Origin of the sequence: Thermogemmatispora carboxidivorans (assembly GCF_000702505.1) — a bacterium.
Taxonomy (GTDB): domain Bacteria; phylum Chloroflexota; class Ktedonobacteria; order Ktedonobacterales; family Ktedonobacteraceae; genus Thermogemmatispora; species Thermogemmatispora carboxidivorans.
This window is the reverse complement of the sequence record NZ_JNIM01000001.1, coordinates 4397983-4423927: the sequence shown is the minus strand read 5'-3', so window position 1 is coordinate 4423927 and position 25945 is coordinate 4397983. Positions and strand designations below refer to the sequence as shown.

At 63.4% G+C, this 25945-nt stretch carries 21 protein-coding genes; 19 read left to right on the top strand and 2 right to left on the bottom strand.

Translation table 11 applies throughout. The annotated features are described in order from the left end of the window. The first annotated feature begins 5 nt into the window (after window positions 1-5). From N688_RS17375 to N688_RS17300, 16 genes are all read left to right on the top strand, one after another. Complete coding sequence (locus N688_RS17375; RefSeq protein ID WP_081838957.1) at window positions 6-2201, top strand: eCIS core domain-containing protein; 2196 nt, start codon at window positions 6-8, stop codon at window positions 2199-2201. A gap of 77 nt (window positions 2202-2278) precedes the next feature. After that, window positions 2279-3601, top strand: coding sequence for an eCIS core domain-containing protein (locus tag N688_RS17370; protein ID WP_081838956.1), 1323 nt, complete (start codon window positions 2279-2281; stop codon window positions 3599-3601). Between the two features lie 16 nt (window positions 3602-3617). Continuing rightward, window positions 3618-4499: a Pvc16 family protein gene (locus N688_RS17365; protein ID WP_052890464.1), complete on the top strand. Its 882-nt coding sequence runs from the start codon at window positions 3618-3620 to the stop codon at window positions 4497-4499. Between the two features lie 85 nt (window positions 4500-4584). Beyond that, entirely contained in the window at window positions 4585-6216 is a 1632-nt protein-coding gene (locus tag N688_RS17360; RefSeq protein WP_052890463.1) for a phage tail sheath family protein, read from the top strand. Window positions 6217-6294: 78 nt separating this feature from the next. After that, a complete protein-coding gene (locus N688_RS17355) occupies window positions 6295-6735 on the top strand; it encodes a phage tail protein (RefSeq protein WP_052890462.1) in 441 nt (146 codons plus the stop codon). 34 nt (window positions 6736-6769) lie between these two features. Then, entirely contained in the window at window positions 6770-7156 is a 387-nt protein-coding gene (locus N688_RS17350) for a hypothetical protein (RefSeq protein ID WP_052890461.1), read from the top strand. Continuing rightward, window positions 7134-7331 (top strand): hypothetical protein, encoded by a 198-nt coding sequence (locus N688_RS17345; RefSeq protein WP_052890460.1) that lies wholly within the window; start codon window positions 7134-7136, stop codon window positions 7329-7331. The genes N688_RS17350 and N688_RS17345 overlap by 23 nt, the downstream gene beginning before the upstream one ends. 7 nt (window positions 7332-7338) lie before the next feature. Continuing rightward, on the top strand, window positions 7339-7761 hold the full coding sequence (locus N688_RS17340) for a phage tail protein (protein ID WP_052890459.1): 423 nt from the start codon (window positions 7339-7341) through the stop codon (window positions 7759-7761). A 37-nt stretch (window positions 7762-7798) separates the two neighbouring features. Next, a complete protein-coding gene (locus N688_RS17335) occupies window positions 7799-9643 on the top strand; it encodes an eCIS core domain-containing protein (RefSeq protein WP_052890458.1) in 1845 nt (614 codons plus the stop codon). Window positions 9644-9677: 34 nt separating this feature from the next. After that, window positions 9678-10388, top strand: coding sequence for a CIS tube protein (locus N688_RS17330; protein ID WP_052890457.1), 711 nt, complete (start codon window positions 9678-9680; stop codon window positions 10386-10388). Then, on the top strand, window positions 10375-12069 hold the full coding sequence (locus N688_RS17325) for a VgrG-related protein (RefSeq protein WP_052890456.1): 1695 nt from the start codon (window positions 10375-10377) through the stop codon (window positions 12067-12069). The genes N688_RS17330 and N688_RS17325 overlap by 14 nt, the downstream gene beginning before the upstream one ends. Before the next feature lie 148 nt (window positions 12070-12217). Next, complete coding sequence (locus N688_RS17320) at window positions 12218-12610, top strand: PAAR domain-containing protein (RefSeq protein WP_052890455.1); 393 nt, start codon at window positions 12218-12220, stop codon at window positions 12608-12610. 124 nt (window positions 12611-12734) lie between these two features. Beyond that, window positions 12735-13175: a GPW/gp25 family protein gene (locus N688_RS17315; RefSeq protein ID WP_052890454.1), complete on the top strand. Its 441-nt coding sequence runs from the start codon at window positions 12735-12737 to the stop codon at window positions 13173-13175. Window positions 13176-13180: 5 nt separating this feature from the next. Next, entirely contained in the window at window positions 13181-15181 is a 2001-nt protein-coding gene (locus N688_RS17310; RefSeq protein ID WP_052890453.1) for a putative baseplate assembly protein, read from the top strand. Between the two features lie 5 nt (window positions 15182-15186). Then, window positions 15187-16152 (top strand): phage tail protein I, encoded by a 966-nt coding sequence (locus tag N688_RS17305; protein WP_052890452.1) that lies wholly within the window; start codon window positions 15187-15189, stop codon window positions 16150-16152. After that, window positions 16149-19415 (top strand): FHA domain-containing serine/threonine-protein kinase, encoded by a 3267-nt coding sequence (locus tag N688_RS17300; RefSeq protein ID WP_081838955.1) that lies wholly within the window; start codon window positions 16149-16151, stop codon window positions 19413-19415. Before N688_RS17305 ends, N688_RS17300 begins: the two co-directional genes overlap by 4 nt. A 73-nt stretch (window positions 19416-19488) precedes the next feature. Here N688_RS17300 and N688_RS17295 read toward each other — a convergent pair whose 3' ends face one another. Together N688_RS17295 and lhgO are read right to left on the bottom strand one after the other, a co-directional pair. Beyond that, window positions 19489-20691 (bottom strand): AfsR/SARP family transcriptional regulator, encoded by a 1203-nt coding sequence (locus N688_RS17295; protein WP_052890450.1) that lies wholly within the window; start codon window positions 20689-20691, stop codon window positions 19489-19491. A 138-nt stretch (window positions 20692-20829) separates the two neighbouring features. Then, window positions 20830-22074: an L-2-hydroxyglutarate oxidase gene (lhgO, locus tag N688_RS17290; RefSeq protein ID WP_052890449.1), complete on the bottom strand. Its 1245-nt coding sequence runs from the start codon at window positions 22072-22074 to the stop codon at window positions 20830-20832. Between the two features lie 187 nt (window positions 22075-22261). On the opposite strand from lhgO, the gene N688_RS17285 reads away from it, so the two are divergent. The 3 genes from N688_RS17285 to N688_RS17275 all read left to right on the top strand — a co-directional run bounded on the left by N688_RS17285 (window position 22262) and on the right by N688_RS17275 (window position 25769). After that, window positions 22262-23710, top strand: a complete 1449-nt coding sequence (locus N688_RS17285; RefSeq protein ID WP_052890448.1) for an NADP-dependent isocitrate dehydrogenase — start codon at window positions 22262-22264, stop codon at window positions 23708-23710. A 237-nt stretch (window positions 23711-23947) separates the two neighbouring features. Further along, the gene (locus N688_RS17280; protein ID WP_052890447.1) at window positions 23948-24382 is read left to right on the top strand and encodes an OsmC family protein; all 435 of its coding nucleotides are present in this window, start codon (window positions 23948-23950) and stop codon (window positions 24380-24382) included. Window positions 24383-24887: 505 nt separating this feature from the next. Further along, complete coding sequence (locus N688_RS17275) at window positions 24888-25769, top strand: ROK family protein (protein WP_052890446.1); 882 nt, start codon at window positions 24888-24890, stop codon at window positions 25767-25769. Window positions 25770-25945: the final 176 nt, after the last annotated feature.

Here is a 25945-nt window from a genome sequence, read left to right as displayed (position 1 = left end):
CGCCGATGACCCGGTACATCAGGAAGATGAGACGAGAGCAGGAGCCATCGATCACGGCCTCCGAGCCGCTGCGGTCGACGGAGCAGCCAGCAGGGGAGGCTCTGCCGCAGGAGGTGCGGGCCTACATGGAGCCGCGTTTTGGGCATGACTTCGGGCAGGTGCGTATCCACGTCGACGAGTGGGCAGCGCAGGCGGCGCAGGCCCTCAACGCGCGGGCCTACACCGTTGGCCAGGACATCTTTTTCGGCCAGGGTGAATATGCGCCGCAGACGAACGAAGGGCGGCACTTGCTGGCGCACGAGCTGACGCATACGCTGCAGCAGCAGGGGGCGAGCGGGGGAGTGCAGGGAGTGAGCGAGCGAGGGGAGAGCAGCGAGCAGGAGGCGCGGCGGATGGCGCAGGAAGTGGTAGCGGCGCCTGGACCAGTGGGAGCGCCGCGAGCGGTGAGCCGCCTGGGGGCGCCGCTCATCCAGCGCGAGGCGCATGCCACCGAGCCTGACGCGCCCCAGCCTGAGATGACAGCCCTCGATGTGACCGGCAGCTATGAGGCTCTCGATCCGGGGGGCGACAACCGCATCACTGTGGAGTTGAATCAGGCCGGTCGCCATATTGAGGGCTGGTGGCAGCAGCGGAGCTACAGGAGCAGCAGCGGCGCCCATCTGACTGCCATGCGGCTCTCTGGCGACCTGACGGAGGAGGGTGGCGATCATGTAACCTTCGCTTATCGGCGCATCTCCTCGGGCGGTACGGCCTATGCGGGCACGCTGACCGTCAGCCGGAGCGGCACCTCCGTACGCATGTGGATGCACGAGGGCGGCGACACCGTTGAGCGTGATGACCAGGGCAATCTCGTGCTCGGCGGCTGGTCGCATCAGTTCGAGCGCACCGCAACGGGGGTACATCTCTCCGACCAGGCCATTCAGGCCTTCCCGGCAGAGACGCGAGCCCTGGTCCAGGCAACCGAGAATGCGCCGCTGGACCGTGCTGAAGAGCAGCGCCTTGCGGATGGAGGGACCCAGATTCAGGCCCTCATTCGCCAGTATCTGGCCACAACGCGCGGAGGTGGGGAGCGTTCCGCCACAGCGTCTGTGCTGAACAGCTTCATCAGAACGCTCATGGGCTACTATGCCCCTCAGCAGATGCCGCTCGTCATCCGGCGCCTACGCGAGTTTCTGGTCAATCCCATGCTGCAGAGCGGAGAGGTCACGCGCCCTTATTGGGACTGGCTGCAGATCATCGTCTCCGCCGAGCCAAGCTACACCGCGGATATTCAGCGGTTGCTGGAAATCTCGCCCCACGGGCCGTCGGACCCCAATGCTCCTCAGCACAAGTATCGCTGGCGCTTCAGTGTGGTAGGCAGGGATGTCGACCTGGGGATTGGACTGGGCGGCTTTCTCGGTGCCTTCATCATCGAGAAGCTGGCGCCCGATACCTGGACGGCCCGGTACTTCACCTTGATGGGCACGGCTGCCGGAGGCTTCTCTGTGGGCACCACAGTCGGTCAAACGACGGCCTGGAGCGAGATACAGACGCCTTTTGCCTGGACCAGCGGCAACTTCCGCGGCCCCTATCTGATCACGGGGGGCTCAGCTGGCGGCACGGCAGTGGTCGGTCCCAGCTATACGCCAGTGGCCTTCATCAACTTCTATGGCGATGGCACCTTTCCGGTGCTGACGGGCGATGCCAGCGGCTGGGCCGCCCTCTATGGTCTCGTGGCAGGAGCAACAGTCTCGATGTATGCAGGCTATCTGTTTGGCGGACGAGAGGAGGCCATCCGCGCCGCTCAGGAACAGCATGCGCTCACAGCGCAGGCCGGCTATCAGAGCGAGGCGAAGGTACACTTTGCGGTTGACGATCCCAGCCTGACCGACGAGGGCTGGCAGGCCATTCGCCAGATGTGCGCCGAGCAGCGGGCGGCCCTCATGAATCCCGAGAGTCGCCTGAGCATCGACGGCTATACCAGCACCACCGGAACGGTGGCGCGCAATCAGCGCCTCTCCGAGCTGCGCGCGCAGAACACGCTGCAGGCCATTCGCGATGTGCTCGGTCCGGCGCTGGCTCTTCCCGACCGCCAGATCAGCGTGATTGGTCATGGAAAGACAGCCGCCCTGCAGGCCGGCTTGCCCGATCAGCGTGAAGACCAGGCCTGGCGCAAGGTGGAGGTCGTGCTAAATGGCCAGGTCGTGCTGACGCTGCGCTAGTCTCCTGAGACAGAGCAACAGCAGCGTTGGAGGAAGACGTCACTGCCTCGGCTGTCTCCTCTGTCGGAGAAAGGTACATGATGACTGTGAACAGAGAGCGAAAGCGGCAGGCTCTGCCGGCGAACGCCGCGCTGGAAGGTGAGATCAGTCGCCTGGCACCGATGCCGGAGCACCTCACCGCTATGAACCCGGTGGCAGGTCCTGCAGCGGGGGAGCCGCTGCCGCAGGAGGTGCGGGCCTATATGGAGCCGCGTTTCGGCCACGACTTTGGGCAAGTGCGTATCCACGTCGATGCTGGGGCAGCCCAGACGGCGCAGGCCCTCAACGCGCGGGCCTACACCGTTGGCCAGGACATCTTTTTCGGCCCGGGCGAATATGCGCCGCAGACGGACGCAGGGCGGCACTTGCTGGCGCACGAATTGAGCCACGTGGTGCAGCAGCCGGGTGAGATCGCGCCTGGAACTCCCCTCGTTGTCGGACCCGTTGACGATCACTATGAGCGCGAGGCCGAGCAGGTAGCAGCCCAAGTCACGGCGACCCCCTTCACCGGACCCGCTGCGGCCCGGCTCTCCGCGACGGCCCCGGCTCAGGTCATTCGGCGCTCCTGGCTGGGGAGTGTGCTCGGCGGAATTGGGGGGGCTGTCCTGGGGGCGGTCGGCGGCTTCTTCATCGGCGGCCCGGCGGGGGCAGTGATCGGCGGCGTGGCCGGCCTGCTAGGAGGGGCTGCCGCAGGTGACCGGCTCTCGCAGCAGCGTCGCTCGCTCAGGCCCGACGAGATCGCCTACGCTCGCGAAATCTATGCCGATAGCCTCGATTACTCGGCAATCACAATTACGAAGCATAGCATTCTCTCCTCGGGCGCCTCTCGTACGGTCGGCAACACCATCAATCTTGAGGACGCTTACTACGACGGCGATACGCTCAATTTGACTCCGGAAGGCAAACTGATCCTCATCCATGAGATGGGGCATGTCTGGCAATACCAGCACGGTGGCCTGGCCTACATCCCGGAGAGCCTGGTCGCCCAGATCCGGGGCTCCATAGGAAGCGGGAGCCGCGGCGCTGCCTATGACTGGCAGGAGGCGATTAAGGCCGGAACGCCCTGGGAGAAATGGAATCCCGAGCAGCAGGCCGAGGCGATCGAGGACTATAACCGGGCCTTGCGGCGCACCCGGGACGGCACGGCCACCCTCCAGGATTACAAGGATCTCTCCACGCTGCAGCCCTATATTGACAAGGTGCGCCGCGGTGAGGGCGCACCACACGGAATGCTCGGGGCCTGGCTGGGAGGAATCGGGGGCGCAGTCGGTGGCTTTCTGGCCGGTGGCCCAGTGGGTGCCTTCTTTGGAGGACTTGGAGGCCTCGTCGGCGGCTCCCTCCTGGGCGCAGCCTTGAAGTGAGTGAGGATCAAGGACCATGTTGCTCACTATGCAGACCGTCCTGCGCCGCCTGCTCTACGAACGCGGCCAGATCAGCGAGCGAGAAGTCGACATCATCTTTGAGGCACCGACCACGGAGCGCATCGAGCGCCTCTGGCAGCCGACGATCAGCCTCTTCCTCTACGCCATTCACGAAAACGTCGAGCTGCGTCAGAGCAGCTATCAGACCGTCGCCGCCAACGGGCGCGCCGAGCGCCGGCCCCTGCCGCGGCGCTTCGACCTGCGCTACATGGTCACTGCCATCAGCAGCGAGATCGAGGACGAGCAGCAACTGCTCTGGCGCGTCCTCACTACCCTGGTGCGCCATCCGCAGATACCGGAAGCCTACCTTCCGCTGGAAGTCCAGGCCCTGGGCATTCCCCTGGTAGCGCACGTAGGCCGCGAAGACGAGCAGCAGGTACTGCTCTCGCTCTGGAATAGCCTGGGAAGCCCGCCGCGGCCAGCCCTGGCCTACACCGTCACCGTTCCCATCGAACTGGCGCCGGTGGCCGAAGCGCCGCTTGTCCTCCAGCGCACCGCGCGCTATCGTCGCCTCTCGCCGGGGGAGGAGCAGGCCAGCGAGAGCGGCATTCAGCTCGGCGGCCTGGTACGCAACCAGCAGGGCCAGGCCCTGGCTGGCGTACATGTCGCCCTCGAAGGATATGCCGAAGAGAGCATCACCGATAGCACCGGGCGCTTTGTCCTGGGCCATCTGCCGCCGCAGAGAGCTATTCTGCGCCTCACACCGCCCACAGGGCCGGCCCGCCGCCTGGTGATCGACTACGGTGACGACGCAGCGCCCGCTGCCGACCAGCCGGGCCCTCGCAGCGTGCTCTCCTACGAGATTGTCCTGGAGGCCCTGCCTGTGCTAGAGACCTGACCCAAATAGGACACTGCGCTATTCTGTCCGCCAAAGGCTCTGATGATCTATTCCTGATAAACCATGCCAAGGAGGACCTGGGATCATGCCCGAATATCTCTCACCCGGCGTCTACATTCAAGAAGTTGACAGCGGGCCGCGGCCCATCGAAGGCGTTGGGACCGCTACAGCGGCCTTTGTCGGCTTCGCTCCCGCCGGGCCGGCCAACCGACCGGTGCTCATCACCAACTGGTCGCAGTATGTCGCCACCTTTGGCAGCCTCGAAGAGGGGGGGGTACGCAATCCCCACCTGCCCGGCTCCTACCTCTCGCACGCCGTCTACGGCTACTTCCTCAACGGAGGTGGGCGCTGCTACGTCACGCGCCTGGTCAACAACAGCACCAAGACAGAGAAAGCCGCGCCAGTGCTGCTGCCCAGCCGCGCCTCCAAGGCCGTGCCCTCGCTGATCGTCCATCCCAAAAACGTGCCCCAGCAGGATATCCAGATCGAAGTACTGCCGCCCACCAAAACCCTGCCGCCGCCGGCCCCAGCCTCAGCCGAAGGCGAGCAGCAGAAAGAGGGAGAAGCCGCGCCCCCTGCAGCGTCGGGTAACCGTGGCCTCTTCACTCTCAATGTGCGCATGGGCGACGAAGAAGAGATCTACGAGAACCTGAGCGTTGGCAGCGGGGGAGGAGCCGGGGCCAAGACCGCCGTTGAGACGGTCAACCAGCTTAGCAAGCTCATTCGCCTGGTCGAGCCGAAGACCAGCGGCAGCGCCATAGAGCGAGCCCCCGAGCCGGGCACCTACGTCCTGCGGGCGCCGGCCCAGCTTGCCCTGCCGCAGGTCCAACCCGATCACTTTGCCGGCAGCGCCGCTGAGCGCAGCGGCTTCGAAGGGCTGGAGGTTGCCGAAGACGTCACGATGGTCTGCTGCCCTGACCTGATGGCCGCCTACCAGGCTGGCCTGATCAGCCGTGAGGGTGTCAAAGCCGTGCAACTGGCCATGATCGCCCACTGCGAGCGCATGGGCGACCGCATCGCCATCCTCGACCCCCTGCCGGACCTCACACCGCAGCAGGTCAAGGTCTGGCGAGAGGCCGAGACCGCCTATGACTCCAAATTTGCCGCCCTCTACTATCCCTGGATCAAGATCAGCGGCCCCGATGGCCGTCCGCTGGCCGTGCCGCCTTCCGGCCACATTGCCGGCATCTACGCCCGCAACGACAACGAGCGCGGCGTCCACAAGGCCCCCGCCAATGAAGTGGTCCGCGGCGCCCTGGAGGGCGTCATCCAGGTGACTAAAGGCGAACAGGATACCCTCAACCCAAGTGGCGTCAACTGCATCCGCTCCTTTACCGGGCGCGGCCTGCGCGTCTGGGGCGCACGCACCCTCAGCAGTGACCCCGCCTGGCGCTATGTCAACGTGCGGCGCCTCTTCAACTATATCGAGAAATCGATCGAGCGCGGCACCCAATGGGTCGTCTTCGAACCCAACGATGTCGACCTCTGGGCGCGCGTCAAGCGAGACATCACGGCCTTCCTCACGGGGGCCTGGCGCGATGGCATGCTCTTTGGCCGCTCGCCTGAAGAAGCCTTCTTTGTCAAATGCGACGAAGAGATCAATCCGCCCGACGTGCGCGACCGTGGGATGCTCTTCATTGATATTGGACTGGCACCCGTCAAGCCCGCCGAATTTGTGGTCTTCCGCCTGCGCCAATGGGCGGGTGGCGGCGCCTGAGCAAGCCGCCTGTTTGTTCATCGGTCGATCAAATCCACGCCTCATGTGCATGCATGAAGGCCAAAGGAGGAAGAAGGCATGGCAGAGAAAGATCCGTTGGTCTCATCATGGTTTGGCGTCGAATTTCAAGGCCAGATTGTCGGCGCCTTCCGCGAGTGCACCGGCCTGGGCAGCGAGAATGAGGTCGTCGAGTACAAAGCCAGCGGGCCGCGTGGCGAGTTTGTCATCAAAAAGGTGCCGGGCCGTCTCAAATGGAATAACATCACACTCAAGCGCGGCATTACTGACTCAATGGATATGTGGCAGTGGCGCAAGCTTGTCGAGCAGGGCAAGATCGAAGAGGCGCGCAAGAACGGAACCATCACTATGTACAATCAGCAGGGTGAGCCGGTGGCGCGCTGGAACTTCGTCAATGCCTGGCCGAGCAAGCTGACCGGTCCCAGCGCCAATGCCAGCAACAACGAAGTTGCCATCGAGGAGCTGGAGATTACCCACGAGGGCTACGAGCGCGTGAGCTAAGGCCCGGTGGCACGCTCAGGGAGCCAAGACAACGATGTTGCAGACCGAGTTTCCCTTTACCCTGCCCTGCGGCTACGTCGACGCACGCGGAAACCTTCATCGGCAAGGGACAATGCGCCTGGCGACCGCCCTCGATGAGATCGAGCCGCTGCAAGATGCGCGAGTGCGCGCTAACGAGGCCTATCTGACCATCCTGGTCCTCAGCCGGGTCGTGACGCGCCTGGGCGATCTCCATCCCGTTGACGTCAGCGTGATCGAAGGACTCTTTTCCGCCGATCTCGCCTATCTGCAGCAGCTCTATGTCCAGATTAACGAAGTGGGCACGACGCTCGTCGAGACGCAGTGTCCCCGCTGCGGCCTGCGTTTCGCACTCGACCTGACAGAAGGTGGTGAAGCTGATGACAGATCTACCAGCCTCTGATCAGCAGGCTGCCGGCGCTGCTGCCGCCGGCCTGCCTGCCCACGAGAGCGCCGGTGCTGCCATTGACATCGAGCGGCTGGTGGAGAAGGTCTATCAGTTGCTGCTTCAGGAGGTACGTCTCTCCCAGGCCCGTGGACAGCGGGGGCCGAGGTATCCTCTGAGGCGCGGGAGGTGAAGAGCTGATGGCCACCGAAGCCTATCCGGGTTGCCGCTTCTATGTCCTCTTCGAGGGCCAGGCCCAGGGCGTCTTTACCGAGGTCAGCGGCCTGCAAGTCGAGATGGACATCATGGAGTACCAGGAAGGCGGCAATAACGGCTTTGTCTATCGCCTGCCCGGCTTTACCAAAGTGAGCAATCTGACGCTCAAGCGCGGCCTGACCACTTCCAACGAGTTCTATCGCTGGCTGGCCGATGTGGCCTGCGGGCGTCTCAAGCGTCGCCATATCTCAGTGGTCATGTATGACGTGGCGGGCAACGAGCTGATGCGCTGGAATTTTCTGAACGCCTACCCGGTAAAATGGGTCGGGCCCCAGCTGCGCGCGCCGGACAACGCGGCGGCCATTGAGACCCTGGAGCTGGCCCACGAAGGCATGACGCTGGGCTGAGCGAGAATCCGACTGGCTGAGACAGAGGAGGACTATTGTGCGTCGACACCTGCTGCTGACCGCTCTGCGCCGCCGCCAGCGGCTGCTCTCTCTCAGGCCGGCCTTGCCGCTGCGGGCCTCCCTGGAGCGACACCGCACTCTGGCGGTGGCCCTTGGCCTGACAGCCCTGGCCGCCGATGACCGACCCCGGCAGCCTCTGGCAACAAGGCAGCCGCTCTGGTCCTGGTCTCCGCACCTGCTGGCTGCCCGACAACCCATCGACGAGACGCCACCGCTAGTGGCGGCCCCCCTTCCTTCGGACGGGAAGCAAGCGCCTGCCGCCGCCTGGCCTCCAGAGCCGCTAGCCCCAGCAGAGGCAGCGCCGGCGCCAGCTACGGAGGAAGATCAGGGCTGGGAGGCTGAGGCCGCCGACGAAGAGGCGCTGGCGGCCCCGTCCAGGCCAGACGAGCGCCAGCAGCAGGAGACCGCCCCTCTGACCACGCTGCCTTCGGAACGCCTTGCAAGCCGCGCACATGTCATCGAGCAAGGTATCCCTCATACAGCGTATGATACTATCGCGCTCCCTGCATCAGAGAGCGACCTCGCCAGGGTCAGCCAGAGTCTGCCAGCGTCCCCCGGGTCAATCTCCGAGGTAGCTGCAGCGCCGGAACTGTCCAATGAGGCAGCGCAGCTATTCAGGCCGCATCAGGACGAGGCAGAACGCTCGCCACAGAGCTGGTTCCGGCGTCTGGTTGAGCAAGCCCGGCGTGAGCAGGAGCAGGCGATGGCGAGACCAGGGCCAGCACCTGCCCCGGACTCTCCTGGCTTCCCGGAGAGAGGGCCGGGCGGCGCCAGTGAGCAGCCGCTGCCAGCTCGGACGAGAGCAGACAGGGTGAGTAGAGAGCGTAGCAGCACGCCCGCTCTGAGGCAGGTCTCGCCGCTACTCGCTCCAGGCGGGGGCCCGACAGCGAGCACAGGAGCTGGCGTATCTGCTGCTGCGGCGCGTAGCCCAGAGCCACCCGCCCTCGCTGCCCGCCGCTTCCTCAAGCCGCTCGTCGGCATCGACCTGGCGGAGGTCGCGCTCTATCGCGATGCCCAGGCAGCGCACGCCACAGAGGCTCTGGCTGCCGCCGCCCTCAGCGATGCGGACACGGTCGAGCTGGCGCCTCAGCAGGAGCAAACCACGCCAGAGGGCCTCGGCCTCCTGGCTCACGAGCTGACACATATCATGCGCCGTCGCAGGCCGCGCTTCCTGCCACCAATCATGCGCTCGCTGCCGGCATCCTCCCCCGACATGGAGCAGCATGCCGAAGCGGCGACCCACCTTGACGAGGAGCAGCTGGCCATCACCGTCGAACGGCGAGTTCGTCGACAGGCGCAGACCGCTTTCGCAGTGACTGCTCCGATGGCCCTGTCAGAGCCAACAGAGCCGCCAATGTCGGAGCCTGCAGCGTCCATGACTGCGCCGGCTTCGCCTGTCGCCAGCAACGGCGGCCAGACCGAAGAGCGGGAGCGAGGCATCTGGGGTAAGCTGCCGGCACCCTGGGAGCCGCTGCCGGCCTGGCTGACCGCGCCAGCTTCTTCCAACGGCCCAGCTGCGGACGAGAGCATGCCAGGCGCAAGCCTTTCTTCGGCGCCGCGCGCGCCGCTGTCCCCGGCGATCATGCCCAGCCAGCCGCTTGGCACCTCAGCGACCGAGAGCGCCGCTCTGGCGGAGCACAGTGGCGTCAGCCGCGCCGGCGTCGAACGCAGCCTGGCCACACCTGTCGGCGGCCAGGGCGAAGGGCAGTCAGCCACGCCAGGCGCTCGCCCACCGGAGCCGGACCTTGACGCCCTGGCGCGCCAGGTCTACACCCTGCTCAAGCGCCGCCTGAGCGTCGAGCAGCGCCGCCTCCTCTCATAAAAGTGAGCACGGCAGTTAAGGAAGGAGAGCAGCCATGCAAAGCAGTCCGCTGGCGCTGGCCACCATTGTCGATCACGATCACGGCAGCAGCGTCGAATGCATGTTTAATCCCAAAGAATACACCTTTAGCAAGCAGAACTCGTGGACCGCTAAAGAGAGCAAGGGGACCAACATTGCCCGCCTGGAATTTGGCAGCGGCCAGCCCACCACGCTGCAGATGCAGCTCTTCTTTGACACCTACACCAATATCAAAAGCGGTGGCGAGGGGGGTGGCCCTAAAGACGTCCGCAAAGCCTACACCGAAAAAATCTGGAACATGATGAAAGTTGATCCGGCGCTTGGGCCGCTGGGCGGTCGAGGAGGAGGAGCCAAACACAAGAAAGGACGGCCTCCGGTCGTCAGCTTCCAGTGGGGAGCCGTCTGGAGCTTCAAAGCCGTCATCACCAATGTCCGCGAGCGCTTCACCCTCTTCCTGCCCGATGGCACGCCGGTGCGCTCCACCCTGGACGTCACCTTTCAACAAGTGCAGGACAAAGACGACTACCCGGCGACCAATCCCACTTCGGGAGGAGTGGGAGGAGAGCGCGTCTGGCGCGTCTGTGAAGGGGACACCCTGGCCTGGATCGCCTACAAAGAGTACGGTGACCCCAACCTCTGGCGCCTGATCGCCGAAGCTAACCGCCTGACCCGTGTGCGCCAGCTCATGCCAGGCCAACTGCTGGAGATCCCCAATGCCACAGAATGAAAATCTGCTCAGCCTGCTCTCCATCAAAATTGGAGGCGCTGACGTTGCACCGGACTTCATGAGCGACCTGCTGGAGGTCACCGTCGAAAACAGCCTCCACCTGCCGGACGTCGCCACCATCGTCCTGCACGACACGCGCCTGCACTGGGTCGATGACTCCAGCCTTCTGCCCGGCAAGAGCGTCCAGATCGAAGCCCACAGCGGGCGACAAACGAAGCTGCTCTTCGATGGCGAAATCGTCGAGATCGAGCCATCCTTTGACGCCAGCAACCAACAATTGATCATTCGCGCCTTTGATCGCCTGCACCGTCTGGGACGCGGGAGTCGGGTACGCTCCTTTGTCAACGTCAGCGATGAGGACCTGATCAGGAAACTGGCAGCGGAGGCCGGACTGCAGGCGAAAGTCGCGGTCGGCGGCCAGGTCCATGACTATATCTTGCAGGGCAACGAAAGCAATCTGGCGTTTCTGCAGCGCAGAGCGGCGGCCCTGGGCTGCCTGCTCTACGTCCAGGGGAAGACCCTCCACGTGGAGCCGCTCGCGAACGGGGGGAGCCAGCTTGAACTAGAGTGGGGGGTCAACCTGCACGAATTCACCCCCCGCCTGACGACCATCGGCCAGCTCAGCAAAGTCACTGTACGCGGCTGGGACCCCGAGCAGCGGCGAGCCGTTGTCAGCCAGGCGCAGAACGGACGGGGGACGCCCCAGGTTGGGCAAGAGCAGAGCGGGGGCGAGCTGGTTCAGCAGGCATTTCAACTGACAGCGGAAGCCCTGGTCGCCGCGGGGTCAGTGCGCACACAGGCCGAGGCAGATCGCCTGGCACAGGCAGTAGCCGACCGTGCCGCCGGGCGCTTTATCGAAGCTGAAGGAGCCTGCGCCGGTCAGCCCGCCCTGGTAGCAGGAATCAGTGTGCGCATCAAAGCAGTGGGCACGCGCTTCAGCGGCACCTACTTTGTCACCAGCACCCTGCATAGCTACAGTGCCCGTCAGGGCTATATCACCCGCTTCAGCGTCAGTGGCTACCAACCTGCAACCTTACTGAACCTGCTCAGCGGCGATCAGCACCAGGTCACTGCGACCTCCTCGACCCCCTCGGTCGGGCCTCTCGCTGCGGGCCTGGGCCTGGTCATCGGCGTCGTCACCGACAATGATGATCCCGCTGGCCTGGGCAGAGTGAAGGTCAAATATCCGGCCCTCTCCGAGGAGCACGCCAGCGGTTGGGCGCGTGTCGTTGTCCCCGGAGGCGGCGCTCAGCGCGGCATCCAGTTCCTGCCCGAGATCAACGACGAGGTCCTGGTCGGCTTTCTAGAAGGAGACATCCAGCACCCCTACATCCTGGGCGGCCTCTGGAATGGCCAGGACAAACCGCCGGAGCCGCGGGTCACCAGCGGAGGCCGCGTACAGAAGCGCCTCCTGCGCTCGCGCACTGGGCACCTCATCACTCTAGACGACAGCGAAGGAGGCGGCGGCATCACCATCAGCGATAGCGCGGGGAACAGCATCAAGATCGACACTGCCGCCAACAGCCTGCAGATCAGCGTTCAGGGCAGTATCAGCCTGAAGGCTCAGGGAAGCCTCTCCCTGGAAGCTCAGGGACAGGTCCAGCTCAAGGGACAGGGCATTAGCATCGATGGCGGCGCCGGCGTCGTCACCGTTAAGGGCACAACCATCAATCTCAACTGAGGAAAGATCCAGGGCTGACGCCGGGACCGGGCACGGGCCTGCTCCCGGCAGAGAAAAGGCATCCCGAAATTATGCCGCAGTGGCGCGTTTTCCTGAAAACAGCATGGACAAGGCACAGAGCAGGGACCACAGAGGAGGCATGAAGAATATGGGGCAGCCGGCAGCCAAACAGGGTGACCAGATCACCGCTATTGACACCCACATTGTCCTGATCCCCTCACCGGGGGGAACACTACCAACACCTCTGCCGCATCCCTTTACAGGTATCATTAACGGCAATCTTAGCCCGAATGTCATGATCATGGGGCTGCCAGCGGCCACCCAGGGAAGCACCGCCGACAACATCCCGCCCCATATTCCCCAGGGTGGCCTCTTCCAGCGTCCCCCGACCAATCGCGGGGTGATTCTCACCGGCAGCGCTACCGTCTTGATCAATGGCAAGCCGGCGGCGCGCAACGGAGAGACCGCCATGACCTGCAACGATCCCACCGATATGCCAGTGGGAACCGTCGTGGCCACTGGCACCGTGTTCATCGGCTAGGAGACGGGCACAGGGCCGGAGCCGACTGTGGCGAGCCGCCGGTATCGGCAGGCAGACAGGCAGGGCAGACCAAGGCAAAGCTGCACCGAGCCGCGAGGTCAACGAAAAGAGAGGAACGAGCACTATGCGCGATTTTCTTGGAACCGGCTGGGCATTCCCGATTCACATCGATGCGCACGGGCGTATTGCTCTGACACGGCAGGAACGCGATATCGAGGAGGCCATCCGTATTATCCTGCTAACCCCCAAAGGGCAGCGGGTGATGCGGCCTGAATTCGGTTGTCAGATTCATGAACTGCTGTTCGCACCCAACAACGCCACCACTTGTGGCCTGGCCGCCTATTACGTTGAAGAAGCCTTGGGCATGTGGGAGCCGCGCATCAGCGTCCTCGGCGTGGAGGCGCGCCCCGATCCTGCCGAACCGGGGCGCCTGCTCATCGACATCGAATATGAGATCAAGGCCACCCATGACCGCCGCTCGCTTGTCTTTCCCTTCTACCGCATTCCTGGGGAAGGCGAGAGCGGGTCGGTGGAAGCGGCTGGCCAGAGGGAGAGGGAGGGCTAGTCATCATGCCGCTGCCTGCGCCAAAGCTAGACGATCGCCACTTTCAAGATATCGTTGATCAGGCCAAGCTGCTCATCCCCCACTATTGTCGCGAGTGGACCGACCACAACGTCAGCGACCCGGGCGTGACCCTGATCGAACTCTTCGCCTGGATGACCGATATGTTGCTCTATCGCGTCAACCAGGTACCGGACAAGAACTATATCAAATTTCTGGAGCTGATCGGCATTCGGCTGGAGCCACCGCGAGCGGCGACGGTCCCTGTCACCTTTTATCTATCCGCGGCGCAGCTGACGGAGATCACCATTCCCGCCGACACCGAAGTCGCCACCGTACGCACCGAGAGCAGCCCGGCCATCATCTTCACCACGGAGCAGCCGCTGACCGTTCGTCCGCCGCGGCTCATCGACACCTTCACGCGCAACGCCAGTCAGGGTAGCAACTGGCTACGCCACAACCTGCCGCCCGAAGGGGCACGTGGGCGCGAGAAGCGCGTAGCCCTCTTTCCGCAGAAGCCGGCGCCGGGCGATGCCTTTCTACTCGCTTTTGAGAACGACCTGAGCAATCATCTGCTGGCCCTGGTGGTGGACTGCGAGCGCGCTGGTGGGGCGGGCGTCGACCCGACGAAGCCGCCGCTGACCTGGCAGGTCTGGCAGGGGCGGGCCGCGCGCTGGGTGGATTGCGAGCTAGAGTACGATGGCACTGGCGGCTTCAACGAAACCGGTGAGATCATCCTCCATCTGCCAGAGATGGTGCGCAGCGAGTTTGCGGGCGTCACTGGCTACTGGCTGCGCTGCCGACTGACCGAAGCCCAGGGAGGGCCGGGGTCCTACCAGGTTTCGCCGGTGCTGCGCCGGCTGCGCGTCGAGGCGCGCGGCGGGACCGTCAGTGCGCGCCATGCCATCACTGTCAAAGAGGAAGTGCTTGGGGTCAGCGATGGCACCCCGGGCCAGGTCTTTCAGCTCCAGCATACCCCCATTCTGGCCCTTGATCCACAACAAGAATACCTGGTCAGCGAGCCGCCGGGCGGCAAGCCCCAGATCTGGCACGAAGTCGAAGACTTTGCCGAATCCGGCCCTGACGATCGCCATTTCACCCTCGATAAGCTCGACGGCACGCTCACACTCGGGCCAGCCCTCCTGCAACCCGACGGCACCGTCTACCGCTTTGGCCGTGTCCCTGAGAAAGGGAGCCTGCTGGTCTTCAAGCGCTATCGCTACGGGGGAGGCGTGGTCGGCAACGTCGCGCGTGGCACCCTGACGGTTCTCAAGACCTCGATCCCCTATGTGGCCCATGTTACCAACCGGACCGCCGCCGTTGGTGGGCGCGATGCCCAGAGCCTGGAAGAGGCCAGACTGCGGGCCCCTCAGAAGCTACGCGCGCGCACTCGCGCCGTGACCGCCGACGATTACGAGTATCTGGCCTGTCAGGTACCTGGGGTAGCGCGCGCGCGCTGTCTGGCTCCAGGCCCCCAGCCGGGCGGGCGTGGTGATCCACGTCCAGGGCAGGTCTTTGTCATCATCCTTCCCCAGGTCGATCAGCCCGAAGGCCCCCTGGTGCCGGAACAGCTGGCGCTCTCCGCCGAGCTACGCAGCGCCGTGCTCTCCTATCTCCAGCCTCGGCGTCTGCTCGGCACCGCCCTGGAGGTCCATTCGCCCCACTATGTGAGTGTCTCGATCCAGGCCGAACTGCGCGTCGCCGAACACAGCGACCCTGCTCTCATCGAGGAGGTCCAGCAAGAGGCCCAAGAGGCCCTGCGGCGCTACCTCAATCCCTATGTTGGAGGGCCGCGCGGCAACGGCTGGCCCTTTGGGCGCGCGCTCAATCGCTCCGAGCTATACGGACTTTTGCAACGTATTGAGCATGTAGAGTATGTGGAGAATCTTGTCGTCAGCGTTGGCGAAGGGGGAGCGGCGGAGAAGCCCTTGCCGGCGAATCAGCAGACGGTCCAGATTCCCCGTCACGGTCTCATCTGTTCTGGGCAACATCAGATAAAGGTGCGCTGAGAGAGATGGCCACGCCACAGCTTGTTGTCCGCCTGCAGGGCGACATCATCAAGACGGTGCCGCTGACGACGCCGGTGCTGCGCATTGGGCGAGGACCCGAGAGCGACCTGATGCTTGATCATCAGATCATCTCGCGCCATCATGCTGAGCTACGCTTGACGCCCCAGGGCTGCATTCTGACGGACCTGGGCAGCTCGAACGGGACCCTGGTGGGTCAGCAGCGCCTGCTCCCGCATCAGCCCTACCTGCTGCGCGAAGGGGCGAGCTTTCAGATTGGCCCTTATCTGCTCACCTATGAGGCCGAGGCGGGAACGGCTCCGCGCCTGCCGACGCCAGCGCTGGAGCAGCCTCCGAAGACCGCAGCGGTGCCTCCGGCAGCCGGGCCGGCTGAGGCCGAAAAGAGAGCAGCAGAGGAGCGACCTCCAACAACTGCCGCACCGCAGCGCTCAGCGGCGCGACCCGTTGTGCCTCAGAGCACGCCAGCTGGGCCGAGTATCGGTGGCCTCTATCTGCGCTATCTCCCCGACATCTACCAGGAGAGTGATTTTCTGCAGCGTTTTCTCCACATCTTTGAAGACCTCTGGGAGCCATTGGAGCAGCGCCAGGATCATATTGAGATGTACTTTGATGCGCGCACTTGTCCAACGCGCTTTCTGCCCTGGCTGGCGAGCTGGCTGGACATTCCGCTCAATCCCCACTGGCCGGAGGCTCGTCAGCGACGTCTGCTGGCCGAAGCCTGGGAACTCTATAGCTGGCGCGGCACCCTCTATGGACTCAAGCGCATGATTGAGGTCTGCACTGGCTTACAGCCTGAGATCTTTGAGAAGCCGGAAGAACCATTTGTCTTTCACGTGCGTGTCAGGCTGACCCCGGCGGCAGGAGCTGAGAAAGTGGATCGTGCCTTTCTGGAAGAGCTAATTCAATTACACAAGCCAGCGCATGCCGGGTACATACTGGAGGTCATCCCATGATGAACGAAGAGTACATAGGTCGGACCGTCGGCCAGTATCGGATTGAGGCGGTGCTGGGGGCGGGAGGAATGGGACAGGTCTTTCGCGGCGTACACCAGCTGCTTGACCGGCCAGCGGCCATCAAGGTCATGTTGCCCAGCTTCGCGGCGCGCCCGGACTTTCGCGCTCGCTTTTTACAGGAAGCCAAAGCGGCGGCAGCCCTGCATCATCCCAACATCGTTGAGATTTACGACTATGGTGATGACAATGGTCTGCTCTATATGGTCATGGAATACATGGGAGATGGGGCACTCAGTGCTCTGCTCAAGCGGCAGGGAGAGAAGCGTTTACCGCTGCCGCAAGTGCTCATGCTGGGCATCCAGATTGCCCAGGGTTTAGCGGCGGCCCATGCCCTGCAGGTGGTGCACCGCGACATCAAGCCGGCGAATCTTCTATTGCGCCGTCTGGCCGGCTCGGAGCCTGGGCGTGGGCACTATCTGGTCAAGATCAGCGATTTCGGGCTAGCGCGTCTGGTAGAGGGAGGAGTTGAGACAGTCACCGGCACACCGATGGGGACGCTGGCTTACATGTCGCCCGAGCAGTGTCTTGGAGCCAAGACGATTGATGGCCGCAGTGATCTCTATGCCCTTGGGGTCGTCCTTTACGAGATGCTCACTGGCTCCCTGCCTTTTCAGATCAGCGGTGTAGCCGACGCCATCTACAAGCATGTCAACGCCACGCCGCCGCGTCCGCGTGAGCTGCGGCCTGAACTTCCCTCCATCCTTGAAGAGATTGTCATGTGCTGTCTGGCCAAGAAGCCGGAGGAGCGCTTTGCCACTGGGCAAGCGCTGGCGAATGCCCTGCAGAATGTGCTGGGCGGGAGAGGGGAGGGGGCTTCGGCCTTAGCTATGCCCTCGGAGCCTGGGCCGCAGCAAGCGAGTTTGCAGACGCGTACCACCCTGGAAGCGCCGGCCTCGCCGTCGGCGCTCCCGGCGCCGCCCACGATTTCCACCATGCCGGGCTACAGCGATGTGCCGCGAGTGCGCGTCATCGATGAAAGCGGGCGTACGCTGCAGGTCGTTGAAGTCAGGCCGGCGGGCATCATTGTAGGCCGCCAGGAAGGGAGCGACATTGTCCTGCTCTCGAAGCAGGTCTCGCGCCAGCACCTGCGTATCACCTGGGACGGCAAAGAAGTGCGGGTTCAGGATCTGGGATCGAGCAACGGCACCCTGCTAGAGGGGGTGCGTCTCATGCCGCAGGTCAGCCAGGTCTGGCAGGAGCGGCAGATGGTCCGCCTTGGTCCCTTCTGGCTGCGCCTGGAGGGGGCCAGTCCCCCAGCGACCTTCGTCCGTTCAGGCGCGGGGCCGGCTCCTCTTCCTGGTGCCAGCCGGCCTGCGGGCATGGGGAGCAGCACCTATGCCAACTATGCCACGCCTACCGTTGCCAACACAGCGAGCAGCCAGGGGCCGGCCTCGCTGGTCTCGGAGCGCATTGGCCTGGTAGCCTCGCCCAAGACGCTGACACTGGTGCCGGGCCAGACGGCCACCGTGCAGCTCACCCTGACCAACATGGGAAGTACCGTTGACTGGTTCACGCCGACGGTCGACGGCGTTCCTGCCGAATGGCTGCACGGCGCCGGGCAGGAAGTGCAGCTCAATCCTGGCATGCAAGAGACAGTCACCCTGACCATCAATGTTGCGCGTCATCCGTCGTATCGCGCCGGTCAATACCATGTCTTGATTCGGGCGCGCTCGCGCGAGCTGCCCCAGGAATACAGCCAGACAAACTGCGTTTGGACCGTGCAGCCCTTCAGTGAGGAGACGCTGCGGCTGGAGCCGCGGCGTGCCAGTGGCCGGGGCCGGGCCTCCTACACCCTGGCGGTGACCAATGCTGGCAACGCGCCGGCCCGCTATCAGCTGGAAGGAGAGGACGACGAGCAGCGGCTCCATTACCTTTTCCGGGTGAACCCCCTGGAGCTAGATAGCGGAAGGGAAGCGCGAATCGGACTGAGCGTGCAGGAGCGGCGGCGCCTGATAGGACGGGAGGAGCGCATTCCTTTCCAGGTGCATCTGAAAGCGCTTGGCGAGCGGCGTAGCCAGAGTGCCGCCGGCGAGTTTGTCAACAAAGCGCTGCTGCCGCCCTGGATCATCCCGGCCCTACTGGCTGTGGTCCTGATCGCTGGGGGGGCGCTGGCCCTGGCTCGGGGGCTGGTGCCGCTGCCGGGCAAGCCGGGGACGGTGGCCTCTACTCCTGCCCCCAATGTGGCGGCTACCCTGACGGCCCTGGTACAAACGGGTGCCAGCACGGCCACCGTGGCGGCGGTCAGTAGCCAGGCGACAGCGGCGGCGCAGGCCAATGCTACCGCAGCGGCTCAGAATAGCAGCCAGGCGACGGCGATGGCGCAGGCCAATGCCACGGCCACGGCCCAGGCCAATGCCACGGCCACCGCTCTGGCCAATCCTCCGCCACCCCAGGCGCAGACGGTCACGACACTGGTCACGGGTCTCTCCACTCCCCTCGGCGCTCAATATGTCAGCGCCGGTGATCGGCTCTTCTTCGTCGAGTATGGGGGCAAGGTTTCGCTGCTGGCCAACGTCTCGGGGAGCAGTCCGACGTACTCGGTGCTGGGCTCTGGCTACGGCCTGCTTGAAGATGTGGCTGTGGCGTCCGACGGCCAGACGCTCTATCTGACCGAGCGCGGGGGCAATCTCTACCGTGTCAATCTCGCGGTCGGAGCCAATCGCAGTCAGGCTACTGTGGTGGCCTCTGGGCTGGCGGCGCCGCATCAAATCGCTCTTGATGGCAATGTAGCCTATGTGGCGCTCTACAACGACAGTGGGTCGCTGGGCAGTATCGTCAAAATTGATCTGAACAGCGGAACAGTGACGACGGTGCTCTCCAATTTACAGCATCCCATTGGGGTCCTGCTAGCTTCCGATCACCATACGCTCTATGTGACCGAGCAGCAGCCGGACGGCAGCGGCACCCTGAGCCGCTTTGATCTGACCACGGGCGTGCGCACGCAGCTGGCCCATAGTCAGGGGGCCCCTTTCTTTTTCATGCACTGGGCCAATAGCCTGCAGACGGCTATCCTGGTGCCCGAGCGCTCTCCTACCAATGAGGTCTGGTACGTTAGTCTGGTGGATCATCCCGAGGTGCTTCATCCGGTGGCGCATGTGGGAGCGGCGCCTTCCGATGTCGTCACGGTAGGACAGCAGCCGGGCAACTTTTTCCCGATGTTCGTCTGCGCTGCTGCCAGCAATGCCATCCAGCGCTTGAACTAGACGGGGGGAAGGAGCGAGTGGACAGGCGGGGGCCAGCCTGTCTGGTGGTTGCTATGGTGATCTCTGCTTGCTGTTATGGCAAGGGGGAGGGAGTCCCGGCTCCTAGCAATTGCTCAAAGAGACGTTGTGTCTCGGGCAGTGGTTCGAGTCCCAGCTCTTCCCGCAGAGTCTGGCAGCATTGCCGGTAGCAGCGGAGCACCTCATTGCGTCTGCCGCCGAGGCTATGAGCACGCATCATCTTGCGGTAGGCCTCTTCATCGTAATGGTCCAGTTTTAGCAGGAGACTGGCCCAGGTCAGGGCGGCCTCAGCGTCGCTGCGTTGCAGGGCGTACTCGGCCAGCCAGGTGCACATTTGGTGGTAAACCCGGGCCAGCTCCTCGCGTGTGAGGAACGACCATTCGGCATAAAGGTCCTCAGTCAGGAAAGGGCCGCTGTACAGTTTGCAGGCCTGTTCATAGCAGCGGGCGGTGACAGCGCTATCGCTGGCCTGACGGCCAGTGGCGAAAAGGCGCCGAAATTCGGCGACATCGGTAATGAAGCTGGCGGCAGGATTCAGCAAGTAGGTTTGCTCTTTGTACAGGATATAGCCGCCACCTGACTGGATCTGCTCCCTATTGAGGGAGGCGCGCAGGGCACTGACGGCGATTTGCAGCTTGTGGCGGCTGGTCTCGCGTTCTTCATCTGGCCACAGATCGGCCATTAGCATATCGATGCTGGCTTGTTGCTGTGGTTGGGCCAGGAGATAGCGCAGGATGGCCTGCCCCTTACTGTTGCGACAGAGCTGGATCAGTGGCCCTTGGGCGTGCAGGCGTCGGACGGTGAGGCGCCCGAAGCAGGTGATGTAGAGCGGCGGGAGGGGAGTGGTTGAGCCTGCCTCAGTGGACGGAAGATAGCGGGGGTGCGTTTGCAGGGAGATAATGGCCAACCCGGGCGAAGAAGCGCCTTTGGCGTTTGCGCCGAGCTGGGGATCAGTGGAAAGAGGTGAGGTGCGGACCGTGTGAAGGCGCTCGGGTCCGCCTCCCCCTTCAGTGAGATAATGAAGCCTGCCTTTCAGCGTGGCTAGCTCTCCCTGCCAGGCCTCTTGTACCTCTCCAAGCTGCAGGTTGACCGCCCGCAGGAGTTGTTCGACGCGGAGAAGCTGATTTGCTATCTCCTGGAGTGTTGCCAGCATCCGCTCATAAGGTGCTGCTTGCAGGTCCCCAGGGACTTGATCAGGAGCAGTCTGGATTTGTTCGCTAAGAGCCGAGGCTGGCTCTGAGGAATTAAGCGTGATCATCACCGATCCTCCTGCATCTCTTCGGTACTCTATAACAGGAGAACGCGGGCCGGGGTGTCTTTTCAGGGATCAATGCAGGCGCAATCGATAGCCCGTGCTGGCGAGGTAGGCTACGGGTGTGGTGGGGAAGAGCGCGAGCTAGAGGGCGAACTGAGCCTGAGCCTCGTCGACGATCATCTGGGCGATCACCAGCGAGGAGGTGGCTGCCGGCGATGGCGCATTCTGCACATGCAGGACGCGCTGCCCGCGGCGGATCACGAAGTCGTCGACCAGGCTGCCATCGGGGGCCAAAGCCTGGGCCCGCACGCCGCTCGGTCCCGGCAGCAGGTCCCCCTCTGTCAGAGCGGGCACATAGCGCTGGACCTGGCGCACATAGGCGCGCTTCACGTAGTCGCGATAGAGTTCGGCCAGGCCCATGCGCCAATAGCGGCGGGCCAGGCGCCAGAAGCCGCCGTAGCTGAGGGTTTCCCATAGCTCGCGCGGGTGTAGCTGCCAGCGACCGTAGCCCTCGCGTGCCAGGGCCAGTACGGCATTCGGTCCGACCCAGACCTCGCCGTTGGGTCGCAGCGTTAGATGGACCCCCAGGAAAGGGAAACGCGGATCGGGGACAGGGTAGATCAAGCCACGAACCAGCTGGCGCTTTTCGGGGCGCAGCACATAATAGTCGCCGCGGAAAGGCACGATACGCAGGCCGCCGTCGTCGCCGGTCAAACGGGCCAGGCGATCGGAGTAGAGGCCGGCGCAGGTAATCACGGCGCGCGCCCTTAGCTCTTCTTCCTGGCTGCGGCGCTGGCCCGAGGCTGCCGGCGCCTGGCTGCGGATCTGGACCACCACTTCATCGGCGCGCGGCAAGAGACCTACCACCTGGCTATTCAGGCGCAGACTGGTCCCCTGGGCGGTGATCTCCTCGGCCAGGGCGGCGGCTACGCGCGTAAAATCGACGATGCCCGTATTGGGCGAGTAAATGGCCCGTAGTCCCGCTGCTGCTGGCTCAATCTCGCGCAGGCGCTCGGGACCGATCAATTCCAGTCCCTGGACGCCGTTGCGCTGACCGCGCTCATAGAGGGCCTGCAGGCGCGGTAGCTCCTCCTTGGTCAGGGCCACAATGACCTTGCCGCAGAGCTGGAAAGGAAGGCCGTGCTCGCGGCAGAAGGCCAGCATAGCTCGATGGCCGGCCACACAGGCGCGGGCCTTCTGCGAGCCAGGGGTATAGTAGATACCGGTGTGCAGCACGCCGCTATTGTGTCCCGACTGGTGGGCGGCGATGCGTGGCTCTTTCTCCAGCACGAGCAGGCGCAGGCCAGGGCGGCGCCGCAGATACTCGCGCGCCGTAGCCAGTCCTACCAGGCCGGCGCCAATGATGATCAGATCATAGGGCTGCATTTGTTTAAAGATAACCAGCGACACCTGCCGCTTTATTCCCAGCCGCGGGAGCGAGTCGGGGGAGAGGCTGCTCCTGTTGAGCTAGTCGTGTGCTATACTTAAGTGGCAATCTCCACTGAGAACCCACTGGTTCGTTAGCCAGAGAACGCAAGTCACCACTAGAGACGCAACAGAGGTACAAAGATCCATGTCACAGAATACGCCCATTACCGTTGCGTATGGGGATGGCATTGGCCCGGAGATTATGGCGGCCACCCTGGAAGTGATCAAGGCCGCTGGGGCGCGGATCGACATTGAAGAGATCGAAGTAGGAGAGAAGGTCTACTTGCGCGGCGTGCCCTCGGGCATTGAGCCGAGCGCCTGGGAATCTCTGCGCCGCACCAAGGTCTTTCTCAAAGCGCCCATTACCACGCCACAAGGAGGGGGCTACAAGAGTCTGAACGTCACCGTTCGCACGATGTTCGGCCTCTATGCCAATGTTCGTCCCTGTGTTGCCTACTATCCCTTTGTTGACACCAAGTATCCGGGGATGGACGTTGTCATCATCCGTGAGAATGAGGAGGACCTCTACACCGGCATCGAGTACCGGCAGACACACGACATGGTGCAGAGCCTCAAGCTCATCAGCCGTCCGGGCAGCGAGAAGATCATTCGCTACGCCTTCGAGTATGCGCGGGCTTATAACCGCAGGAAAGTCACCTGCTTCGTCAAAGACAACATCATGAAGCAGACGGACGGCCTCTTCCACAAGATTTTTGAGAAGGTAGCCGCCGAGTATCCTGACATCCAGAACGAGACCTGGATTGTCGACATTGGCTCGGCCAAGCTGGCGGATACGCCGGAGGCCTTTGATGTCGTCGTGCTGCCCAACTTGTACGGTGATATTCTCTCGGATGTGGCGGCCCAGATTGCTGGTTCAGTCGGCATGGCCGGCTCGGCCAACATTGGTGACCAGTGTGCGATGTTTGAGGCCATTCATGGCTCGGCGCCGCGGCGTGCTGGTCAGAACGTGGCCAATCCCTCGGGGCTGCTGCTGGGGGCGGTGCTGATGCTTGTGCATATCGGGCAGCCGGAGGTCGCGACGCGGGTGCACAATGCCTGGCTGCGCACGCTGGAGGATGGTATTCATACCTACGACATCTACAGCGAGAAGGTCAGCAAGCAAAAGGTTGGGACGAAGGAGTTTGCGCAGGCCATTATTGAGCGCCTGGGTCAGGTGCCGCAGACGCTCAAGCCGGTGAACTACACGGCGGCGCCGAAGCTGGCCAGTCTTCAGCGAGCCAGTCAGGAGCCGTTCGAGAAGAAGGAGCTGGTGGGGGTGGATGTGTTTCTAGAGTGGCGCGACGGTGGCCCTGATCAGTTGGGCGAGGCCGTCAAGCGGCTGGAGGGCGATGGGCTGCAGTTGACGATGATCACCAATCGAGGTGCGAAGGTTTGGCCCAATGGGCTGCCCGAGACCTTCTGTACCGATCATTGGCGCTGTCGTTTCCTGGCCAACAATGGGCAGGCCCTGCGTCCGCAGCAGGTCATTGCTCTGTTGCATCGCCTGGCCGAGGCCGGTTTCGACTTCATTCAGACCGAGCACCTCTATACCTTTGACGGGCGACCGGCCTTCTCGACCGCCTCGGGCGAGTAGCCGCTGACCGGTGAGCCGTCAGTGGGCTGAGCCAGTGAGCGAGCGGGCTGGCAGCTGGTCAGAACTGTGCATGTGGGAAGCAGGTGCAGCCAGAGGGGCCTTGAAATGAGACTCAGGTCACTTCTAGGGTCCTGCTTCCCGTGTGCTATTATCTTGAGAGAGGCTCTCTTGCCTGTTTACGGCTGAGTCTCAGGAGATGTGAAACGATCTCGATATCTGCGTAAGGAGGATCTTGCTATGCCAGTTCGCAACGCTGAGGCGGAATGGAAAGGTGATCTGCAAAATGGCCAGGGTCAGCTGAAGCTGGGTACAGGGGCCTTTGAGGGCCAGTATTCGTTTAAGACGCGCATGGGCGATGATACAAGCGGGACCAATCCCGAGGAGCTGATTGCGGCGGCGCATGCGGCCTGCTTCTCGATGGCCTTCTCGGCTGGTCTGACGCGCGCGGGCTTTACGCCGACGAGTGTCAAGACGAATGCGCGGGTGCACTTCAATGCCACAGGTCAGGGCTACGTGATTGGCCCAATCGAATTGGAGACCGTGGCGGTGGTGCCTGGAATCGATGAGGCGAAGTTTCAGGAGCTGGCTAACGAGGCCAAGCAGAATTGTCCGGTCTCGAAAGCGCTGGCCGCCACGGAAATCCGTCTGCAGGCGAAGCTGGTCCAGCAGTAAGGCTGGGTGGGCCTGGTTTTTGACTACTTCCTGCTTTTCGGGTCTGTTCCCCTCTTGAGTGAGGGCAGCGGTCTGTCGCGGGCGGCGCGGTTCAAGCCGCCTGCTTGTCGACAGCCGCTGCGAGCGTTCTCCAGATGCCTCTTCTCTTGTGTGTGTCTCTCTCTCCTGGTTCTGTTCCCCCTCCTGACTGGTGGGCTCTCTCTGTTCTGGTGCTTTGCCGCTGATGTGCCAGGGCTGGGGTTGAAAGGTCTTCTCGGTGAGTGGAGTCGTGGGCTGAGGTTGCTGCGTTATAGAAGTGGTAGGGAGGTGATAGATAGGAATTCGTTGAATGGTGAAAAGGTTGCCTGCGGGGTTCGTGCTGATTGGTGGAATGATGCGATAAGATTACAATGAATCACGAGAAGAGGGTGAGGGAGTTGTCGGGCAGGGACGGAAGGCGCAGCGCGTTGACTGGCGTCTGCTCTGCTCCGGCGGACGGCTGCCAGGCAAGGACAGGGGGTGAAGCATGTATCTCGGTCTTGAAGTGAGCGAACAGGCTCTACGCGGAGCCTACTTTCAGCAGAAGGAGGTCGTGCTGACGCCGCCGGTAGCGGTGCCGGCCAGCTATGAAGAGCTGCTAGAGGCGCTGGCGCAGCAGGTGCAGGAGGCTTCGCGCGTTGGCGAGGCCATTCGGCGCGTGGGGGTGAGTATTCCTGGTAACTGTACTGAGCGGCGAGTGGTCTGGGTACCGTCGCTGCCTTATCTGAACGGGCGTGATCTGGCTGATGATCTGCGGACGCGGCTGGGGATCACGGTGATGCTGGCCAGCGATGCGCAGCTAGCCTTGCTGGGCGAGGTTTGGCGTGGGACGGCGCGCGATCGGCAGAGTGCGGCCCTGGTGAGTGTGGGCACGGGGATCAATGGGGCGCTGATGCTTGGAGGGCGTATTGTGCATGGGGCACACGGGAGCGCCGGGGCGTTGGGCTGGCTGGTCTTGGATCGTCAGCAGGCGCCTGATGCTGAGCATGGCTATCTGGATCTGTATGCTTCGGCGTCGGCTCTGGCCTCGCAGGGACGCTTGCTTGATCCGCCTCTGTCGCCAGAGGAGATCATTGGGCGGGCGCGCGAGGGACAGGCGACCTGTGCGAAGCTGGTCAATGAGTGTGCGGCAGTGCTGGGCATAGCGGTGGCGGGCCTGGCGAGTGTCTTCGATCCCGAGGTGTTGATCTTTGGGGGAGTGCTGACAGGGGCGTTTGATCTGTTTGCGCCGGTCTTGCGCGAGGGGCTGCTCCGCTATGGGTCGCCGAGTGTGCGGCAGACGCCGTTAGTGGCCTCACAGCTTGGGGCCGATGCGCCTCTCTATGGGGCCTTACGGGCGGCGATGCTCTTGCAGTCAATGTGGGTCTGATAGAACCAGACAGGGCGTTGAGGAGGGTGCTTTGCTTGGCTTGGCTGCCAGGAGGCGGCTAGGACCTCTTGCCTTTCGGCGACGCTCGTGCTATAGAGAGAAGTGCGATCGGTGGCTGACTGGTTACCTGTGCGCTGCCGGAGATCTGGGCCTGCTGGCACTGTGGGCGGACAGCC

Excerpts from the sequence above, each read along its gene's own strand:
- N688_RS17375 (WP_081838957.1), top strand. The coding sequence starts at position 6 with ATGACCCGGTACATCAGGAAGATGAGACGAGAGCAGGAGCCATCGATC.
- N688_RS17370 (WP_081838956.1), top strand. The coding sequence starts at position 2,279 with ATGATGACTGTGAACAGAGAGCGAAAGCGGCAGGCTCTGCCGGCGAAC.
- N688_RS17365 (WP_052890464.1), top strand. The coding sequence starts at position 3,618 with ATGTTGCTCACTATGCAGACCGTCCTGCGCCGCCTGCTCTACGAACGC.
- N688_RS17360 (WP_052890463.1), top strand. The coding sequence starts at position 4,585 with ATGCCCGAATATCTCTCACCCGGCGTCTACATTCAAGAAGTTGACAGC.
- N688_RS17355 (WP_052890462.1), top strand. The coding sequence starts at position 6,295 with ATGGCAGAGAAAGATCCGTTGGTCTCATCATGGTTTGGCGTCGAATTT.
- N688_RS17350 (WP_052890461.1), top strand. The coding sequence starts at position 6,770 with ATGTTGCAGACCGAGTTTCCCTTTACCCTGCCCTGCGGCTACGTCGAC.
- N688_RS17345 (WP_052890460.1), top strand. The coding sequence starts at position 7,134 with ATGACAGATCTACCAGCCTCTGATCAGCAGGCTGCCGGCGCTGCTGCC.
- N688_RS17340 (WP_052890459.1), top strand. The coding sequence starts at position 7,339 with ATGGCCACCGAAGCCTATCCGGGTTGCCGCTTCTATGTCCTCTTCGAG.
- N688_RS17330 (WP_052890457.1), top strand. The coding sequence starts at position 9,678 with ATGCAAAGCAGTCCGCTGGCGCTGGCCACCATTGTCGATCACGATCAC.
- N688_RS17325 (WP_052890456.1), top strand. The coding sequence starts at position 10,375 with ATGCCACAGAATGAAAATCTGCTCAGCCTGCTCTCCATCAAAATTGGA.
- N688_RS17320 (WP_052890455.1), top strand. The coding sequence starts at position 12,218 with ATGGGGCAGCCGGCAGCCAAACAGGGTGACCAGATCACCGCTATTGAC.
- N688_RS17315 (WP_052890454.1), top strand. The coding sequence starts at position 12,735 with ATGCGCGATTTTCTTGGAACCGGCTGGGCATTCCCGATTCACATCGAT.
- N688_RS17310 (WP_052890453.1), top strand. The coding sequence starts at position 13,181 with ATGCCGCTGCCTGCGCCAAAGCTAGACGATCGCCACTTTCAAGATATC.
- N688_RS17305 (WP_052890452.1), top strand. The coding sequence starts at position 15,187 with ATGGCCACGCCACAGCTTGTTGTCCGCCTGCAGGGCGACATCATCAAG.
- N688_RS17300 (WP_081838955.1), top strand. The coding sequence starts at position 16,149 with ATGATGAACGAAGAGTACATAGGTCGGACCGTCGGCCAGTATCGGATT.
- N688_RS17295 (WP_052890450.1), bottom strand. The coding sequence starts at position 20,691 with ATGATCACGCTTAATTCCTCAGAGCCAGCCTCGGCTCTTAGCGAACAA.
- lhgO (WP_052890449.1), bottom strand. The coding sequence starts at position 22,074 with ATGCAGCCCTATGATCTGATCATCATTGGCGCCGGCCTGGTAGGACTG.
- N688_RS17285 (WP_052890448.1), top strand. The coding sequence starts at position 22,262 with ATGTCACAGAATACGCCCATTACCGTTGCGTATGGGGATGGCATTGGC.
- N688_RS17280 (WP_052890447.1), top strand. The coding sequence starts at position 23,948 with ATGCCAGTTCGCAACGCTGAGGCGGAATGGAAAGGTGATCTGCAAAAT.
- N688_RS17275 (WP_052890446.1), top strand. The coding sequence starts at position 24,888 with ATGTATCTCGGTCTTGAAGTGAGCGAACAGGCTCTACGCGGAGCCTAC.